Below are 15,458 nucleotides of genomic sequence, written 5' to 3'. Positions count from 1 at the left end.
GTCATCGGGCCTTGGGTCGGGGCGCGCGCTGGCGCCACAGGAAGTAAAGGGTCATGATCGCCCAGATCGCGGCAAGCGAGTACCAGGTGATCGCATAGGACAGGTGATCGTTGGGAATAGCGCTCGTGTCTACCGGCAAAGACGTCACGCCGGGGTCTGCGGGAGACATTTCGCGCGCGATGACCAGAACCGGTTGCGTGTCGAGCACCTCGGCCATCTGGGCGATGTCGCGGGCAAACCAGGTGTTACCGGCCACGTCATTATCCGGTGTGGAGCTGTTTCGGTCATCGGGCCAGTTGAGATTGCCGGTGACGGTGAACTCTGATGTCGGGGCGTCGGGTATATTCTCACCCACGCGGACAAAGCCGCGATCCACCAGTACACGGCGCTCACCGGTGTCCAGGGCAGAGATCAGCCGGTAGCCCGCGCCGATCTGCTTGCGGCTGACCAGCACCCGCAATGTCTCGGGCGAAAGTGTGCCCGACAGGCGCACAGACAGGTATTGGTCGCGTTCGGGGTCAGGGTTTGCGGGCAGCGCCACGGGGGCGGCGGCGATGCGCGCCTCGATTTCGGCCAGTACGCCCTCTTTCCACGCCAGCCGCTGCACCTGCCAGGTGCCCAGCCACAGCAGGACGCCCACCCCCAGCAGGCCAAACATCACAGGTATCAGAAGACGGCGCATGAAACCCCTTGGGTCCGAAACAGAAACAGCGCTTCTATACCAAGCCCGCAGCGGTGAACAAGGTGATTGCGCGCACGCGCGCACAGAAGCCACCGGGGGAGCATGAAAAAAGGGTGCGCCGATGCGGCACACCCTTCAGATCATGTGTCGGGCGGGGGGGAACCCAACCTTTCCTGTTCCGCTTTTAGGAGCCCCAGATATAGACCGCGGCAAAGAGGAACAGCCAGACCACGTCAACGAAGTGCCAGTACCAGGCCGCCGCTTCGAAACCGACGTGTTTCTCAGGCGTGAAATGCCCGCGATAGGCCCGCATCAGGCAGACGAAGAGGAAGATCGTCCCGATGATCACATGCGCCCCGTGGAAGCCCGTCGCCATGAAGAAGTTGGCGCCGTAGATGTTGCCGGAGAAGCCAAAGCCCGCGTGGCTATATTCATAGGCCTGCATGACGGTGAAGATCGCGCCCAGCACAATGGCAAGGATCAGGCCACGCTTGAGGTCCTGACGGTTGTTGTCATGAACAAGCGCGTGGTGCGCCCAGGTGGCGGCACAGCCCGAGCAGAGCAGGATCAGCGTGTTGATCAGCGGCAGGTGCCAGGGGTCGAAGGTTTCGATGCCAACGGGCGGCCAGACGCCGTCCTTGATCGGGGACATCTCGCCCATCGGATACATGGCGTGCTTGAAGAAGCTCCAGAACCAAGCGGCGAAGAACATCACCTCGGACATGATGAACATGATGAAGCCATAGCGCAGGCCGATCCGCACCACCGGCGTGTGATCGCCCTGGCTGCTTTCGGCCACCACGTCCGACCACCAGCCGAACATGACGTAAAGCACACCCACCACGCCCATCAGCAGGACCCAGGGCCCGTGATCGTGGAAGAAGAGCACCGCCCCGAAGAGCATGACAAACCCCGCCAGAGCGCCCAGCAGAGGCCAGACAGAGGGGTTCAGGATGTGATAATCGTGGTTCTTTTCATGTGCCATCTGTTCGGTTCCCTCGTTCAAAAGGCTTAGTTTGTTGTTGTATCAGCAGTGGCGTCCTGCACAAGGGCGGCTTGCGCCTCGGGCAGGTCGATTTCGTAGAAGGTATACCCCAAGGTGATCGTGTGGATGTACTGACCCTCACGGTCGCTCACGATCTCCGGATCCACGTAGAAGGTCACGGGCATCTCGACGCGCTCCCCGGGCTGCAGCACCTGCTCTTCGAAGCAGAAGCAGTCGATCTTGGTGAAGAACCCGCCCGCCTCATAGGGTGCCACGTTATAGCTGGCCGAGCCCGCGATCGGCCGGTCGGTGGGGTTATAGGCCTCATAGAAGGCCAGGCCCGTCTCTCCGATGCGGATCTCCATCTCGCGGGCCATGGGCTTGAAGTCCCAGGGCATGCCGCGCTCCTTGGAGGCGTCAAAGCGTACGGTAATGGTCTGATCGAGGATCTCGCCCGGTGCGGCAGAGGCCACGCCCGGTTCGCCGCCAAAGCCGGTCACCCGGCAGAACCAGTCGTAAAACGGCACCGAGGCCCAGGCCAGCGCGCCCATGGTCACACCCACGCCCACCAGTTTCAGAACGGTTTTCTGTTTCGGATCCATCGCCATCGTCATTGATCTCCCTGGGTCGGTATAGCGAAGTCCTCGTTCGAAACTTTCGCGACGGTCAGGCCAAAGACCAGCGCCACGAATGCGGCCAGCACTAAACCCAACCCCAGATTGCGGCTGAAGCGGCGTTTGTGCAGCTCATGTTGTTTGCTCAGGCTCATCTCACCAGCCTCCGAGCCCGTAGCCGGCCAGCGCCGACTCGGCCAGGATCGCGGTGAAATGCGCAAAGAGATAGTAAAGCGAGAATCGGAATACCTTCTTCTCGACCTTGTAATTGTCGGCCTCCGCCACCTCTTCGCTGCGCCGCCAGATGTCGTAGGCGCCTTTCAGGAAGATCGCGTTGCAGAGGACCGCGACAGTCAGGTAGACCGGCCCGCCAATGCCTGTGAAGGCGGCCCCGAGGGCCAGCGGGGCCAGAAGCAGGGTGTAGACAAGGATATGCACCCGCGTGGCGCGGCGGCCATGGGTGGCGGTCAGCATCGGCACACCGGCCGCATCATAGTCGGATTTCACAAACAGGCACAGCGCCCAGAAATGCGGCGGCGTCCACATGAAGATCAGCGCGAACATCAGGATGCTTTCGATGCTCACCGTGCCCGTGGCCGCGGCCCAGCCGATCATCGGAGGAAACGCGCCCGCAGCACCGCCGATCACAATGTTCTGCGGCGTCCAGCGCTTGAGCCACATGGTATAGATAACCACGTAGAAGAAGATGGTGAAGGCGAGCAGGGCCGCGGCAACCCAGTTGGTGGCCAGCCACAGCATAACGACCGAAATCCCCGCCAGCGCCATGCCAAAGCCGAACGCCTCGTCCTCGGTGATCCGGCCCGACGGGATCGGCCGCTTGCGCGTGCGCTTCATGATCCGGTCGATATCGGCTTCCCACCACATGTTGAGCGCGCCTGACGCGCCCCCGCCTATGGCGATGAACAGGATGGCGGTAAAACCCACCATCGGATGAATCCCGACAGGAGCGGCCAGAAGGCCGACGAGCGCGGTGAAGACCACAAGCGACATCACCCGCGGTTTCAGCAGGGCGAAGAAATCGCCAAATCCGGCGTCGCCGGTCTGCGTCTGGGTGTTATTCAGGCTTGCATCGCTCATGCAGGTCTCCGGGGAATGGTGCGTGAAATCACGCACCCTACGGGTCGGAAGGCGGGGGCGCGCATAGACGCCCCCGGGAACAGGTTACTCGGCCAGGGCCACATCCACGCTGCGCGGTGTGCCGGCATATTCCTCGATGGCACCGTCCAGCCACGCATCATAGGCTTCCTGGCTGACGACCTTGACCGTGATCGGCATATAGGCGTGGTCCTTGCCGCAAAGCTCAGAACACTGACCGAAATAGACGCCTTCCTTCTCAGCCTTGAACCACAGCTGAGCCAGGCGGCCCGGTACGGCATCCTGTTTCACGCCGAAGGCGGGAATGGTCCAGGAATGGATCACGTCGGCCCCGGTCACGGTCATCACGACCACCTTGTCAACCGGCACCACAACGGCGGTGTCGGTGGCGAGCAGGTATTCGGCCTGGGTGTAGCCGTATTCTTCGAGCGAGGCGCGGTCGAGCATGAAGCTTTCGAACTCGAACTCGTGGTCCGTATATTCATAGCCCCAGTACCACTGATAGCCCGTCACCTTGATATTGATCTCGCCTTCCGGGATCTCCTGCTGCTTGAACAGCACCGGAAGAGAGAACGCGCCGATGAAGATCAGGATGACGATCGGGATCACCGTCCAGGCCACTTCGAGCGGCGAATTATGCGTGAAGGAGGCCGAGTTCGGATTGGCCTTGCGGTTGAAGCGCAGGATGCAGATCGCCAGCAGCGCACAGACAAAAAGCGTGATCGCGGTGATGATGATCAGGATCATGCCGTCAAGCCACTGGATGTCGCGCGCCAGTTCCGTCGCAGCGGGCTGGAAGCCCAGGCCGCCATCGCTCGGCTTGCCGATAATTTCAAGCCCGTCCTGCGCCATGGCGGGAAGAGCGGTCACTGTGGCCAGAGCGGCCAGAAGGCTGGAAAAACGTCGCATATGTCACCCTGATCGGTTCGCGTTTATGTCTTTTGTCGCAAGCCACCCGGCACACTGGCAGGAATCCCTTGCTTGTCACTGCCGGTTAAAATCATATTCTGAGCCCGCAGACAAGAATGACACCTGCGGCAAACGGCCACTTTTTTTGATTCAGATCAAATTTCGGCCCTTGCCGCGCAGATGCGGATTGCCCTCATGAGTGCCACGCCCTTTCGACCCTTCGAGACCGCCCTGGATCGCGACCATGCCCTGCGCGAGCTGCAGGAGGCGACGCGGGGGGCGGATGATGGCGAACTTTTTCTGGAACGGCGCGCCTCCGAGGCGCTGGTTCTTGACGACGGGCGGGTAAAATCGGCGAGTTATGACGCCGCCGAGGGCTTTGGCCTGCGCGCCGTGAAAGGCGAGGTCACGGGCTATGCCCATTCCACCAACCTTTCCGATGCCGCGCTCTCCCGCGCTGTCGAGACGGCCCGGCTCGCCGTTGGCGATGGCGGCGGCACGCTGGCCGACGGCCCGGCACATACCAACAGACGCCTTTACACCGACGCCGATCCGATTTCGGGGCTCGGTTTTGCGGCCAAGCTCGACTGCCTGCGCGAGATCGACGCGTATCTGCGCGCACGCGATCCCCGTGTTGTTCAGGTCAGCGCCACCATTGCGGCCTCGCATCAGGAGGTGGTGATCCTGCGCCCCGACGGTACGGAGCTGAGCGATACTCGGCCCATGGCGCGCCTGAATGTCTCGGTGATTGTTGAAAAGGACGGCCGCCGTGAGAGTGGAAACGCAGGCGGCGGGGGGCGTGTCGGTCTCGATGGCCTGGTCGATCCGGCCTCCTGGAAGACCAAGGCCGATGAGGCGCTGCGCGTCGCGCTGGTCAATCTGCGGGCAGAACCGGCACCCGCGGGGGTGATGGATGTGGTGCTCGGCCCCGGCTGGCCTGGTATCCTGCTGCACGAAGCCATCGGCCATGGGCTGGAAGGCGATTTCAACCGCAAGGGCAGCTCGGCCTTTGCCGGGCTGATGGGCGAACGCATCGCGGCGCCCGGCGTGACGGTGCTGGATGATGGCACGATCCCCGACCGGCGTGGCTCGATCAGCTTTGACGACGAAGGCACGCCTTCACAGCGCAACACGCTGATCGAAGACGGCATCCTGGTGGGCTTTATGCAAGACCGCCAGAACGCGCGCCTGATGGGGGTCGAGGCGACCGGTAACGGGAGACGAGAAAGCTATGCCCACGCGCCGATGCCGCGCATGACCAATACATACATGCTGGGCGGAGAGGCGGACCCCGCCGATATCGTCGCGGAGCTCAAGGACGGGATCTATGCGGTGGGATTTGGCGGTGGGCAGGTGGATATCACCAACGGCAAGTTCGTCTTTTCCTGCACCGAGGCCTACAGGGTCAAGAACGGCAAGGTGGGCGCCCCGGTGACCGGGGCCACCCTGATCGGCGACGGTGCCACCGCGCTCCGGCAGATCCGCGCGCTCGGCAATGACATGGCGCTCGATCCCGGCATGGGCAATTGCGGCAAGCAGGGCCAGTGGGTGCCAGTAGGCGTGGGGCAGCCGACGGTGATGATCGGCGGGCTGACCGTGGGCGGCTCTGCCGCGTAAGGCAGAGTCGCGCACCGTCGCGGCCCGGGACGCCGCTCCCGCAGGGGCCGCACGTGACAGGGATCTCACGAAAAAGCTGAGCTGAGGATATATTTTTAAGTCGCCGACAGTTTTCCGGCGTTTTTCCGGGATCGGTTTACCGGCTATTAACCAAGCGCTCGTATGCCTGTTAGGGCAAGCAGGCGGAGTCACGATGACCGTGGATACACATCCTTCCACTCACCCCCCACTCCCACCCACCACGGAAGATGACCGGCTGTCGTGGCTTCGTCTCTTGCGCTCGCGCCGGGTCGGCGTTTCGACATTTTTCCGGCTGATGGCCGAGCATAACACCGCCCAGGCCGCGCTGGCCGAATTGCCGGCGATCGCCCGCGCGGCGGGTGTCGACAGCTATCAGCCCTGCTCAGAGGCGCGTGCCGCCGAAGAAATGGCAGCCGCGCACGCCGTGGGGGCCCGGCTTCTCCTGATCACCGATGCGGATTATCCCGACGCACTCAGAACCATACCCGACCCGCCGCCCCTTCTGTGGATGATTGGCGACAACGCCGTTCTGCGGCGCCCGATGGTCGCCCTCGTCGGTGCGCGCTACGCCTCTTCGCTGGGCACGCGCATGGCCAGACAGCTCAGCGCGGAACTGGCCGAGGCGGGCTTTGTCATCGTCTCCGGTCTTGCGCGTGGCGTGGACACCGCGGCGCATCTGGCCACGCTTCACAGCGGCACGGTCGCGGTGATGGGTGGCGGGGTCGATGTGCTTTACCCGTCGGAGAATGCCCATCTGGCCAGAGAGATCGAGGCGCACGGCCTGCGGCTTTCCGAGCAGCCGATGGGGCTCAGCCCGCAGGCGCGGCATTTCCCCCGGCGCAACCGGATCATCAGCGGTCTCTCGGGCGCGGTCGTGGTTGTCGAGGCCGCGGCGAAATCAGGCTCCCTCATCACCGCGCGCAATGCGCTCGACCAGGGCCGTGAAGTGCTTGCCGTGCCGGGGCACCCGATGGACGGGCGCGCCTCGGGCTGCAATATGCTGATCCGGGACGGGGCGCGGCTGGTGCGCAACGCCGCCGATGTGATCGAGGCGCTGCCGGTGCAGGACGCCCCGCGGCCCCAGCCCCAGCCCCAGCCCCAGCCCCAGAACACGATACCAACACCGCCGCCAGACCGCCGAAGCCTCGCGGAAACCGCCAGGCTGCACAACCAGATCCTTGATCGCCTCGGGCCCTCTCCGCTGGCGGAGGATCAATTGATCCGCGACCTGGGCCAGCCCGCGCATGCGGTCTCTCCCGTGCTCGTGGATCTGGAGCTCGATGGCCGGATCAAGCGCGATACGGGCGGCCTGCTCAGTCTCGCCACCGCCAAACGCGCCTCCTGACAGGCGCTCAGTCTGGGCAGATTTCGAGCAGGACGCTGCGGTACTCCGCGCAAAGCGCCGGATCGGAATACCACGCGTCGGTCGCCCCGATCTCCCAATGTACGGCGACCCATGTCTGGCCGACCTTGCGATAGAGCGCCTGCAGGGTCGAGCCGTCCATATACTCTTCGTCCAGCTCACCGCGCAGCCCGCCCGGTGTTTGCGAGATATCGATCTGCGCGCCACCCGGCCGCTGCGCATCGACGCTGGCAAAGGCCACATCGCCCGCCCGCCGCAGCTCGTAGACCACAAACTCCACCGGGGCGCCCAGCATCCATTCGGCATGGGGCCGCAGCGCGTCCATCAATGCCTTGCGATCGGCCGTGCCGCGCGCCGGTTCTTCCCAGGCTCCGGCAGCCGTCGCCAGCCCCAGTGCGGCCATCATCAACACTCTGCGCATCATGCTCCCCCTTGTCTTACCGTCAATCTGCCGCCATTTAACCCCGCATGGCAAGCTGGTCAGAGCGCCTCATTGACAATGTCGCCTGCCAGCCGTCATGGTCCGCCGCCATAAGTCTCGCCCCGAGTCGCAAGGAGTTTTCATGCCCGTCGTTGTCGTCGAATCCCCGGCCAAGGCCAAGACAATCAATAAATATCTGGGGTCCGATTACACGGTTCTCGCCTCCTATGGCCATGTCCGCGACCTGCCGCCCAAGGATGGCTCGGTCGACACCGAGCATGATTTCGAGATGAAATGGGAGGTGGGGTACGACAGCCGCAAGCACGTCAAGGCCATCGCCGATGCGCTGAAGGACGACAACGCGCTGATCCTCGCCACCGACCCCGACCGCGAAGGCGAGGCGATCAGTTGGCACCTGGAAGAGACCCTGCGCAAACGCAAGGCGATCAAGAAGGACACGCCGGTCAGCCGCGTGGTATTCAACGCGATCACCAAGGATGCCGTCACCCAGGCCATGCAGAACCCGCGCGAAGTGGATGCGCCGCTGGTCGAGGCCTATCTGGCGCGGCGCGCGCTCGATTATCTTGTCGGCTTCAACCTCTCTCCGGTGCTCTGGCGCAAACTGCCCGGCGCCAAGTCGGCGGGGCGGGTGCAATCTGTCTGCCTGCGCCTGATCGTTGAGCGGGAGATGGAGATCGAGGCGTTCAACCCGCGCGAATACTGGTCCGTGAAGGCGCTGCTCAGCACGCCACGCGGGCAGGAATATGAAGCGAGGCTGACTGTATTGGCGGGCAAGAAGCTCGACAAATACGATATCGAGAACGAAACCCAGGCCGAGCTGGCCGTGCAGGCCGTCACCTCGCGCGACCTGAAAATTGCACGGGTTGAGGCCAAACCCGCAAGCCGCAACCCATCGGCACCCTTCATGACCTCGACATTGCAACAGGAAGCGTCGCGCAAGTTCGGAATGGGTGCACGGCAGACGATGTCGGCGGCGCAACGGCTCTACGAGGCGGGGCATATCACCTATATGCGGACCGACGGGATCGACATGGCCCCCGAGGCCGTGCATGCCGCGCGTGACGCGATCAAGGATCGGTACGGCGATGAATATGTCCCCAAGTCGCCGCGCATGTACAAGAACAAGGCCAAGAACGCCCAGGAGGCGCATGAGTGCATCCGCCCGACGGACATGACCCGTGACGCGGCCAGCCTGAAGATTTCGGATGCCGATCAGCGCAAGCTCTATGACCTGATCTGGAAGCGCACGCTGGCCTGCCAGATGGAAGCGGCCCGGCTGGAGCGCACCACCGTCGATATCGAAAGTGCGGATGGTCAGGTGGGCCTGCGCGCCACGGGTCAGGTTGTCCTCTTCGACGGGTTCCTCAAGGTCTATGAGGAAGGCCGCGACGACGCAGTGCTGGATGACGATGACCGCCGGTTGCCGCAGATCATGGAGGGTGAGACAGCCAAGAAGGCCAGCGTCACCCCGGAACAGCATTTCACCCAGCCGCCGCCACGCTATACCGAGGCGACGCTGGTCAAGAAGATGGAAGAGCTGGGAATCGGGCGCCCCTCGACCTATGCCAGCATCGTGACCACGATCCAGGACCGCGAATATGTCCGCAAGGACAAGAACCGCCTCATCCCCGAGGACAAGGGACGGATCGTCACGATCTTCCTGCTGAATTTCTTCCGCAAATATGTGGGTTATGAGTTCACGGCCAACCTTGAGGAAGAGCTCGACCAGATCAGCGCGGGGGACGCAGATTATAAAAAGGTGCTCAGCCAGTTCTGGCGCGATTTCTCGGCCGCTATCGCCGAAACATCCGAGCTGCGCATCACTGAGGTTCTGGATGTGCTGGACGAGGCGCTGGCGCCAACGCTCTATCCGCCGCGCGAGGATGGCAGCGATCCCCGCATCTGCCCGCTGTGTGGCAACGGCAAGCTGCATCTGAAAACCTCCCGCACCGGAGGGTTTGTCGGCTGCGGCAATTATCCTGAATGCCGCTATACCCGCCCCATCGGCGGGGAGGCCGCAGAGGGCGGCGACCGGGTGCTTGGCGAAAACCAGGGAGAAGAGATTTCACTGCGCTCGGGCCGGTTCGGCCCTTATGTGCAGCGGGGTGAGCGGACCGAAGACAATCCCAAGCCACAGCGCGCCTCACTGCCCAAAGGCTGGCAGGCGGATGATATGACGCTGGAAAAGGCGCTGACGCTCCTCAGCCTGCCGCGCGAGATCGGTGACCATCCCGAGGGCGGGATGATCAGCGCGAACTTTGGCCGGTACGGGCCGTACATCATGCACCAGCTGCCGGATGAGGCAAAGCCGGTCTATGCCAATCTCAAGGATCCGGGCGACGTGTTCGACATCGGCATGAACCGCGCGGTGGAGCTTCTGGCCGAAAAACGCGCCAATCCGGGGCGCGGACGCTCGGCCGCGGCCAAGCCCCTCAAGGAATTGGGAGAGCATCCCGACGAGGGCGGGCCGGTCAATGTCATGGACGGGCGGTACGGTCCTTATGTGAAATGGGCCAAGGTCAACGCCACGCTTCCGAAAGGCGTCGAGCCGGGTGACGTGACTATGGACATGGCCGTGGCCCTGATCGCTGAGAAAGCCGCCAAGAAGGGTAAAGGCCGCAAAAAGGCCGCCCCCAAGACGAAGGCAGCTGCGAAGTAAGCACACCGCCCCGCTCACGACGATTTGATTGGTATCCGGCGGTTTGATACGCGACCTATTCGCGCAATAAACAGGAAAGGACATGTCATGAGCAAGGCACATACAACACGGCGGAGCTTTGTGCTGGGCACGGCAATAAGCCTCGCCACGCCCACTCTGATCAGCGCAAAAGAACAAAAAGAAGTGCGGCGCAACGTATCGAGCTTCAGCAGCCAGCGCTGGGAGGATCATTTCGAAAGTCTCGGCAAAGGCGCGATTGTCGCAGACACCTATTCCCGCGCGCTGCATTACTGGAATGCGGATGGCTCTGATTACCGGATCTATCCCACCTCCGTCCCGCTGAGCGATGAATTGACCAAGCGTGGCTATACGCAGGTCGTGCGCAAGAAAATCGGCCCAAGCTGGACGCCCACCCCTTCCATGCGCGAACGCGACCCGTCCCTGCCCGACTTCATGCCGCCTGGCCCGGGCAATCCGCTGGGCACCCATGCGATGTATCTCGACTGGCCCGCCTATCTGATCCACGGCACGCATGACACCCGCAAGATCGGGCGACGCAGCTCGGCGGGCTGTATCGGGCTCTATAACCACATGATCGAAGAACTCTTTGCGATTACACCCGTGGGCTGCCAGGTGCGCATCCTCTGATCGCGGGCCTTTGCCGTAGGCTTATGCTGCACTTGCGGCATGTTGACTTCCCCCCTGTCAACGGCCACTAAGCAGACGACCAATCGGCAAAGAGGGCTTCCATGAGCAAGATATATGAAAGTGCGGCGGCCGCACTGGACGGGCTGTTACAGGACAATATGCTGATCGCCTCGGGCGGATTTGGCCTTTGCGGCATCCCCGAGCTGCTGCTCAAGGCCATTAAGGACAGCGGTGTAAAAGACCTCACCTTCGCCTCGAACAACGCAGGCGTGGACGATTTCGGCATCGGTATCCTGCTCCAGACCAAGCAGGTCAGGAAGATGATGAGCTCCTATGTGGGCGAGAACGCCGAATTCATGCGCCAGTATCTCTCTGGCGAGCTGGAGATCGAGTTCAACCCGCAAGGCACCCTGGCTGAGCGGATGCGCGCCGGTGGTGCGGGCATTCCGGGCTTCTACACCAAGACCGGTGTCGGCACCCAGGTCGCCGAGGGCAAGGAGCACAAGGAGTTCGACGGACAGACCTATATCCTTGAGCGCGGCATCTTCGCCGACCTCAGCATCGTGAAGGCCTGGAAAGCGGATGAAACGGGCAACGCGATCTTCCGCAAGACCGCGCGCAACTTCAATCCGCCCGCCGCCATGTGCGGCAAGGTCTGCGTGATGGAAGTGGAAGAGATCGTGCCCGTGGGCAGCCTCGACCCCGACAACATCCACCTTCCGGGTGTCTATGTGCACCGCCTTGTGCAGGGCGAGCACGAGAAACGCATCGAACAACGCACAGTGCGGGAGGCATGATCATGGGCTGGGATCGCAATCAGATGGCCGCGCGCGCGGCACAGGAACTGGAAGACGGCACCTATGTGAATCTCGGGATCGGCATCCCGACGCTGGTGCCCAACTTCATCCCCGAAGGGGTCAGCGTCACGCTGCAATCGGAAAACGGGATGCTGGGCATGGGCCCCTTCCCGGTGGCGGGCAACGAGGACCCGGACCTGATCAATGCCGGCAAGCAGACGATCACCGAACTGCCCGAGACCTCCTATTTCGACAGCGCCACCTCTTTTGGCATGATCCGCGGCGGCAAGATCGCCATGGCCATCCTCGGCGCCATGGAAGTGGCCGAAAACGGTGATCTGGCCAACTGGATGATCCCCGGCAAGCTGGTGAAGGGCATGGGCGGCGCGATGGACCTTGTGGCGGGCGTGGGCCGTGTGGTCGTTGTGATGGACCACACCAACAAGCATGGCGAAAGCAAGCTGCTGAAGAAATGCACCCTGCCCCTGACCGGCGCGGGCGTTGTGGACCGGATCATCACCAACCTCGGTGTGCTGGATGTGACGCATAAGGGCCTGCACATTCAGGAATGCGCACCAGGCGTGAGCCGCGAAGACATCATTGCCGCGACCGAGGCGACGATCGTCTGATCGGCACCGGCATCAAACAGCAAAGCCCCGGCATCGCGTCCGGGGCTTTTTTCGTCAGTTCATCGCAAGGTTCAAAGCGCAGGCATCGGTGACAAGCTCGGGCCGGGTCTTGCACAGCCCCCGCGCCACCTCAAAAGCGGCCAGCACCTTGGGGATATAGTCGCGCGTTTCGGCATAGGGCGGCACGCCCTGATGCTTCTTCACCGCGTTCTCGCCCGCGTTATAGCCGGCCAGCGCCAGAACCGCATCGCCGTCAAACTCGCGCATCAGCCAGTTGAGATAGGCCACGCCGCCCTTGATATTCTGTGCGGGTTCCAGGCTGTCCTCCACCCCAAAGCGCTTGGCGGTGTCGGGCATAAGCTGCATCAGGCCCTGCGCCCCCTTGTGGCTTTCTGCGGTATCGCGCCCGCTGGATTCCACGGCGATCACCGCCAGCACCAGCGCGGGCGACACATCCGTGCCGATCGTCTCACGCAGGATCGTGCTGCCTTGTGCCGAGGCGATGCCCTGCAGGTCCTGAAGCCGTGGGCCGGGGATACTCCCGCCGCCCGGCGCCTTGTTGAGCCCGGCAAGCGCCTTGCGCATTCGGTCCGCACCGTTGACTCCGATCTCGGACGGCACATCGGACCAGAACCACGCATAGGTTGCCGGAACGGGCGCGGACGGGGTGGGGCTGACCGTCTCGGTCGGTTTTGGCTTCGGCTGATGAACCTGCGGCTCGATCTGAACCATGATCCTCTTGGCCGCGCCCTTTTTCGGCGGTTTGGCCATTTTGAAGGTAAAATCCGGGAATGGGGGCGGATCGCCTGCCATAACCGGGGTGCCAAGAGCCAAAATCAGGCCGAGACACAGAATCCGGTCGAGTCGCATCATATGATTTGCTCTGCCTCTTATGGGTTTTTTCCCAAGTATCGCAAAAATGAGGGTGCAAAACCAGCATTGTTGCCAGCAAGGAAACCGCGTTTGTGATCAATTTGCGCCACGATCCGCGTGTTAACAGAGCCAGAACGTTTTTTTAGATTTTTAATTTCCAAGTATTTCAAAGACTTAAGTGTGCAAACACCCGAAAGTTAACAAGCTCCAAAAATGGCACGAAACGCGCCCCAATCGCGCCAGATTTCGCTGGCTATATCTGCTCATACCGAAACGGCAATGGGCCAGAGAGAGAGCGCCCGCCACACGCCGGACCGGTTGTGAACCTGAGAATCTGATCCTTTGGAGGGACCAAACAATGACGAACTTCATCAACAAGTTTCTGAAAGAAGAAGACGGCGCCGTTACGGTTGACTGGGTTGTGCTGACCGCAGCCATCGTTGGCCTGGGCGTTGCAGGCATCTCGAGCGTCCAGTCGGGCGTTGTTGGCCTGGCCGGCAAAATCGGTACCGCTGTGGACAGCGACACCTGGGTTGGCCAGGGCGTGGGCGGCACCGGCAGCACCACTCCGTAAGGTCTCGGAGTACCTGAACTACAATTGGCCGCGCTCCCTGCCTTGGGGCGCGGCCTTTTTTATGAGTGAGCAGACGGTGACGCCTTGCACCTGGGAACATTCTGCCTGGGCGTGACTGATAATCAGTGAATAAGTACCAGAAAGGACGTTCCCAATGCTAAAACTTATCCGTAAATTCGTGGCTTCCGATGTGGGGGCCATCACCGTCGACTGGGTGCTTCTGACCGCCGCCGTTGTGGGCCTGGCCGGTGCGAGCGCTGCGCTTGTGAATGATGGCGTCGTCTCGGCGGCCGCCCATATCGAGGATGGCGTGACCGCGCAGAAAGTCGGCGCGATCTATTGAGCTGACATGTCTCGACGCCTGCCGGTAAGGTGCGGCGTCGCGAAACCTCCCCCGAGCGACCGCGATTTCGCCACAATCGCGTGCCAGATGAAAAAGTGACCCCGTGCGCTCAATGCACGTGGCAAGAGCAGAAACCCGAAAGGACACGCCATGCGTTTGGTATTTGGACTTGTCTTGGTACTCGGCCTCGGCCTCGCCGGATTCGCCGTCTATATGGCCAAGAGCTATATCCAAGGTTATCAGGCACAGCTGGCTAAAGAACGGTCGCAACGCGCGCCCGCCATCCAGTTGGCCGACATCTATGTCGCCTCGCGTCCGCTGAAATACGGCGAGCCGATCCTGAAGAAAGACGTGAAGCTGATCAGCTTCCCCCAAAGATACCTGCCCGAAGGCCCCTTCATGACCGAAGAGGAGCTGTTTCCCGAAGGCGAAGACGAGCCGCGCAAGGCTCTCCGCGCGATGGAGAAATTCGAGCCGATCCTGGAGGTCAAGGTCACCGGGCCCGGCGAAGAGGCCGGTCTGACGTCGCAGCTGCAACGCGGCGAGCGTGCGTTCGCGATCAAGGTTGACGTGTCAAGCGGCGTGTCGGGCTTCCTGCGGCCGGGCGACAGTGTCGATGTGTACTGGACCGGCAAGGTTGGCGGCGCCGACCTGCGCACCGAGGCCAATTCCGTTGGCAACGTAACCAAGCTGATCGAAACCGGCGTGCGGCTCATTGCCGTGGACCAACAGGCAAGCGGCGATGTCTCGGGGGCGACCCTCGCGCGGACCGTCACCGTGGCAGTCAAGCCGCAGCAGGTCGCGGCACTGGCGCAGGCTCAGGCGACCGGTCGTCTTTCGCTCTCGCTTGTCGGGGTTATGGATGACACCGTGGCCGAGATCATCGAAGTGGACCAGCATCGCCTCCTGGGACTTGCTCAGGCCGAGGTTGCGATCCAGAAGGAAGAACGCATCTGCACCGTGCGCACCAATCGGGGTGGCGAGGTCGTGGTCAGCGAAATCCCCTGCACCAACTGATCTGACCCCGGAAAGAAGTTGAAGGGCGCCCCAATGCGGGCGCCTTTTTCCATGCCGCGCCGCCTAAGCTGTTTTGCAAAAGCCACGATTTTTGTCGAAAGCCCTTTGATTCTTGAAAAGTTTTCAAAATTGGCGCAAGGTAAACCCCATAACGGGCAAAAAGACCCAT

Annotated in this window: 17 protein-coding genes; 9 read left to right on the top strand and 8 right to left on the bottom strand. The window is 62.2% G+C overall.

Annotated features, from left to right (window positions below; genetic code table 11):
* Position 1: 1 nt before the first annotated feature.
* The 6 genes from EI983_RS04410 to coxB all read right to left on the bottom strand — a co-directional run bounded on the left by EI983_RS04410 (position 2) and on the right by coxB (position 4,306).
* Entirely contained in the window at positions 2–682 is a 681-nt protein-coding gene (locus EI983_RS04410) for an SURF1 family protein (protein ID WP_157706190.1), read from the bottom strand.
* 184 nt (positions 683–866) lie between these two features.
* Positions 867–1,667: a cytochrome c oxidase subunit 3 gene (locus EI983_RS04405; protein WP_157706189.1), complete on the bottom strand. Its 801-nt coding sequence runs from the start codon at positions 1,665–1,667 to the stop codon at positions 867–869.
* A 26-nt stretch (positions 1,668–1,693) separates the two neighbouring features.
* Positions 1,694–2,275 carry a cytochrome c oxidase assembly protein gene (locus tag EI983_RS04400; RefSeq protein WP_157708976.1) on the bottom strand — a complete coding sequence of 194 codons (582 nt, stop codon included), beginning with the start codon at positions 2,273–2,275 and terminating at the stop codon, positions 1,694–1,696.
* A 2-nt stretch (positions 2,276–2,277) separates the two neighbouring features.
* Positions 2,278–2,436: a hypothetical protein gene (locus EI983_RS19205; RefSeq protein WP_198389377.1), complete on the bottom strand. Its 159-nt coding sequence runs from the start codon at positions 2,434–2,436 to the stop codon at positions 2,278–2,280.
* Between the two features lies 1 nt (position 2,437).
* Positions 2,438–3,379, bottom strand: a complete 942-nt coding sequence (gene cyoE, locus EI983_RS04395) for a heme o synthase (protein ID WP_157706188.1) — start codon at positions 3,377–3,379, stop codon at positions 2,438–2,440.
* A gap of 84 nt (positions 3,380–3,463) precedes the next feature.
* Positions 3,464–4,306 (bottom strand): cytochrome c oxidase subunit II, encoded by an 843-nt coding sequence (gene coxB / locus EI983_RS04390; protein WP_157706187.1) that lies wholly within the window; start codon positions 4,304–4,306, stop codon positions 3,464–3,466.
* A gap of 195 nt (positions 4,307–4,501) precedes the next feature.
* Here coxB and tldD point away from each other — a divergent pair, with 195 nt between their 5' ends.
* A complete protein-coding gene (gene tldD / locus EI983_RS04385) occupies positions 4,502–5,923 on the top strand; it encodes a metalloprotease TldD (RefSeq protein ID WP_157706186.1) in 1,422 nt (473 codons plus the stop codon).
* Positions 5,924–6,116: 193 nt separating this feature from the next.
* Complete coding sequence (gene dprA, locus EI983_RS04380; RefSeq protein WP_157706185.1) at positions 6,117–7,289, top strand: DNA-processing protein DprA; 1,173 nt, start codon at positions 6,117–6,119, stop codon at positions 7,287–7,289.
* Positions 7,290–7,296: 7 nt separating this feature from the next.
* Here the strand turns inward: dprA and EI983_RS04375 are convergent, their stop codons facing one another.
* Positions 7,297–7,728 carry a hypothetical protein gene (locus EI983_RS04375; RefSeq protein ID WP_246162277.1) on the bottom strand — a complete coding sequence of 144 codons (432 nt, stop codon included), beginning with the start codon at positions 7,726–7,728 and terminating at the stop codon, positions 7,297–7,299.
* Between the two features lie 142 nt (positions 7,729–7,870).
* Here EI983_RS04375 and topA point away from each other — a divergent pair, with 142 nt between their 5' ends.
* From topA to EI983_RS04355, 4 genes are all read left to right on the top strand, one after another.
* Entirely contained in the window at positions 7,871–10,408 is a 2,538-nt protein-coding gene (gene topA / locus EI983_RS04370) for a type I DNA topoisomerase (protein ID WP_157706183.1), read from the top strand.
* Between the two features lie 87 nt (positions 10,409–10,495).
* A complete protein-coding gene (locus EI983_RS04365; RefSeq protein ID WP_157706182.1) occupies positions 10,496–11,056 on the top strand; it encodes a L,D-transpeptidase in 561 nt (186 codons plus the stop codon).
* A gap of 101 nt (positions 11,057–11,157) precedes the next feature.
* Entirely contained in the window at positions 11,158–11,853 is a 696-nt protein-coding gene (locus tag EI983_RS04360) for a CoA transferase subunit A (RefSeq protein ID WP_157706181.1), read from the top strand.
* A 2-nt stretch (positions 11,854–11,855) separates the two neighbouring features.
* Positions 11,856–12,482 (top strand): 3-oxoacid CoA-transferase subunit B, encoded by a 627-nt coding sequence (locus EI983_RS04355; protein WP_157706180.1) that lies wholly within the window; start codon positions 11,856–11,858, stop codon positions 12,480–12,482.
* A 54-nt stretch (positions 12,483–12,536) separates the two neighbouring features.
* Here EI983_RS04355 and EI983_RS04350 read toward each other — a convergent pair whose 3' ends face one another.
* Complete coding sequence (locus EI983_RS04350) at positions 12,537–13,253, bottom strand: lytic transglycosylase domain-containing protein (RefSeq protein WP_343038629.1); 717 nt, start codon at positions 13,251–13,253, stop codon at positions 12,537–12,539.
* 460 nt (positions 13,254–13,713) lie between these two features.
* Here EI983_RS04350 and EI983_RS04345 point away from each other — a divergent pair, with 460 nt between their 5' ends.
* The 3 genes from EI983_RS04345 (at position 13,714) to cpaB (ending at position 15,289) form a co-directional block, all read left to right on the top strand.
* Positions 13,714–13,929: a Flp family type IVb pilin gene (locus tag EI983_RS04345; protein ID WP_157706179.1), complete on the top strand. Its 216-nt coding sequence runs from the start codon at positions 13,714–13,716 to the stop codon at positions 13,927–13,929.
* Between the two features lie 154 nt (positions 13,930–14,083).
* Positions 14,084–14,272, top strand: a complete 189-nt coding sequence (locus EI983_RS04340; RefSeq protein ID WP_157706178.1) for a hypothetical protein — start codon at positions 14,084–14,086, stop codon at positions 14,270–14,272.
* Between the two features lie 150 nt (positions 14,273–14,422).
* The gene (gene cpaB, locus EI983_RS04335; protein ID WP_157706177.1) at positions 14,423–15,289 is read left to right on the top strand and encodes a Flp pilus assembly protein CpaB; all 867 of its coding nucleotides are present in this window, start codon (positions 14,423–14,425) and stop codon (positions 15,287–15,289) included.
* Positions 15,290–15,458: the final 169 nt, after the last annotated feature.

It is taken from the genome of Roseovarius faecimaris (assembly GCF_009762325.1).
Classification (GTDB): Bacteria; Pseudomonadota; Alphaproteobacteria; order Rhodobacterales; family Rhodobacteraceae; genus Roseovarius; species Roseovarius faecimaris.
Note: the sequence above shows the minus strand (reverse complement) of the source record. Positions and strands in the feature narration are given on the sequence as shown.

Bases quoted from the DNA above. Each gene is read 5' to 3' on its own strand.
- EI983_RS04410 (WP_157706190.1), bottom strand. From the start codon at position 682: ATGCGCCGTCTTCTGATACCTGTGATGTTTGGCCTGCTGGGGGTGGGC.
- EI983_RS04405 (WP_157706189.1), bottom strand. From the start codon at position 1,667: ATGGCACATGAAAAGAACCACGATTATCACATCCTGAACCCCTCTGTC.
- EI983_RS04400 (WP_157708976.1), bottom strand. From the start codon at position 2,275: ATGGCGATGGATCCGAAACAGAAAACCGTTCTGAAACTGGTGGGCGTG.
- EI983_RS19205 (WP_198389377.1), bottom strand. From the start codon at position 2,436: ATGAGCCTGAGCAAACAACATGAGCTGCACAAACGCCGCTTCAGCCGC.
- cyoE (WP_157706188.1), bottom strand. From the start codon at position 3,379: ATGAGCGATGCAAGCCTGAATAACACCCAGACGCAGACCGGCGACGCC.
- coxB (WP_157706187.1), bottom strand. From the start codon at position 4,306: ATGCGACGTTTTTCCAGCCTTCTGGCCGCTCTGGCCACAGTGACCGCT.
- tldD (WP_157706186.1), top strand. From the start codon at position 4,502: ATGAGTGCCACGCCCTTTCGACCCTTCGAGACCGCCCTGGATCGCGAC.
- dprA (WP_157706185.1), top strand. From the start codon at position 6,117: ATGACCGTGGATACACATCCTTCCACTCACCCCCCACTCCCACCCACC.
- EI983_RS04375 (WP_246162277.1), bottom strand. From the start codon at position 7,728: ATGCGCAGAGTGTTGATGATGGCCGCACTGGGGCTGGCGACGGCTGCC.
- topA (WP_157706183.1), top strand. From the start codon at position 7,871: ATGCCCGTCGTTGTCGTCGAATCCCCGGCCAAGGCCAAGACAATCAAT.
- EI983_RS04365 (WP_157706182.1), top strand. From the start codon at position 10,496: ATGAGCAAGGCACATACAACACGGCGGAGCTTTGTGCTGGGCACGGCA.
- EI983_RS04360 (WP_157706181.1), top strand. From the start codon at position 11,158: ATGAGCAAGATATATGAAAGTGCGGCGGCCGCACTGGACGGGCTGTTA.
- EI983_RS04355 (WP_157706180.1), top strand. From the start codon at position 11,856: ATGGGCTGGGATCGCAATCAGATGGCCGCGCGCGCGGCACAGGAACTG.
- EI983_RS04350 (WP_343038629.1), bottom strand. From the start codon at position 13,253: ATGGCCAAACCGCCGAAAAAGGGCGCGGCCAAGAGGATCATGGTTCAG.
- EI983_RS04345 (WP_157706179.1), top strand. From the start codon at position 13,714: ATGACGAACTTCATCAACAAGTTTCTGAAAGAAGAAGACGGCGCCGTT.
- EI983_RS04340 (WP_157706178.1), top strand. From the start codon at position 14,084: ATGCTAAAACTTATCCGTAAATTCGTGGCTTCCGATGTGGGGGCCATC.
- cpaB (WP_157706177.1), top strand. From the start codon at position 14,423: ATGCGTTTGGTATTTGGACTTGTCTTGGTACTCGGCCTCGGCCTCGCC.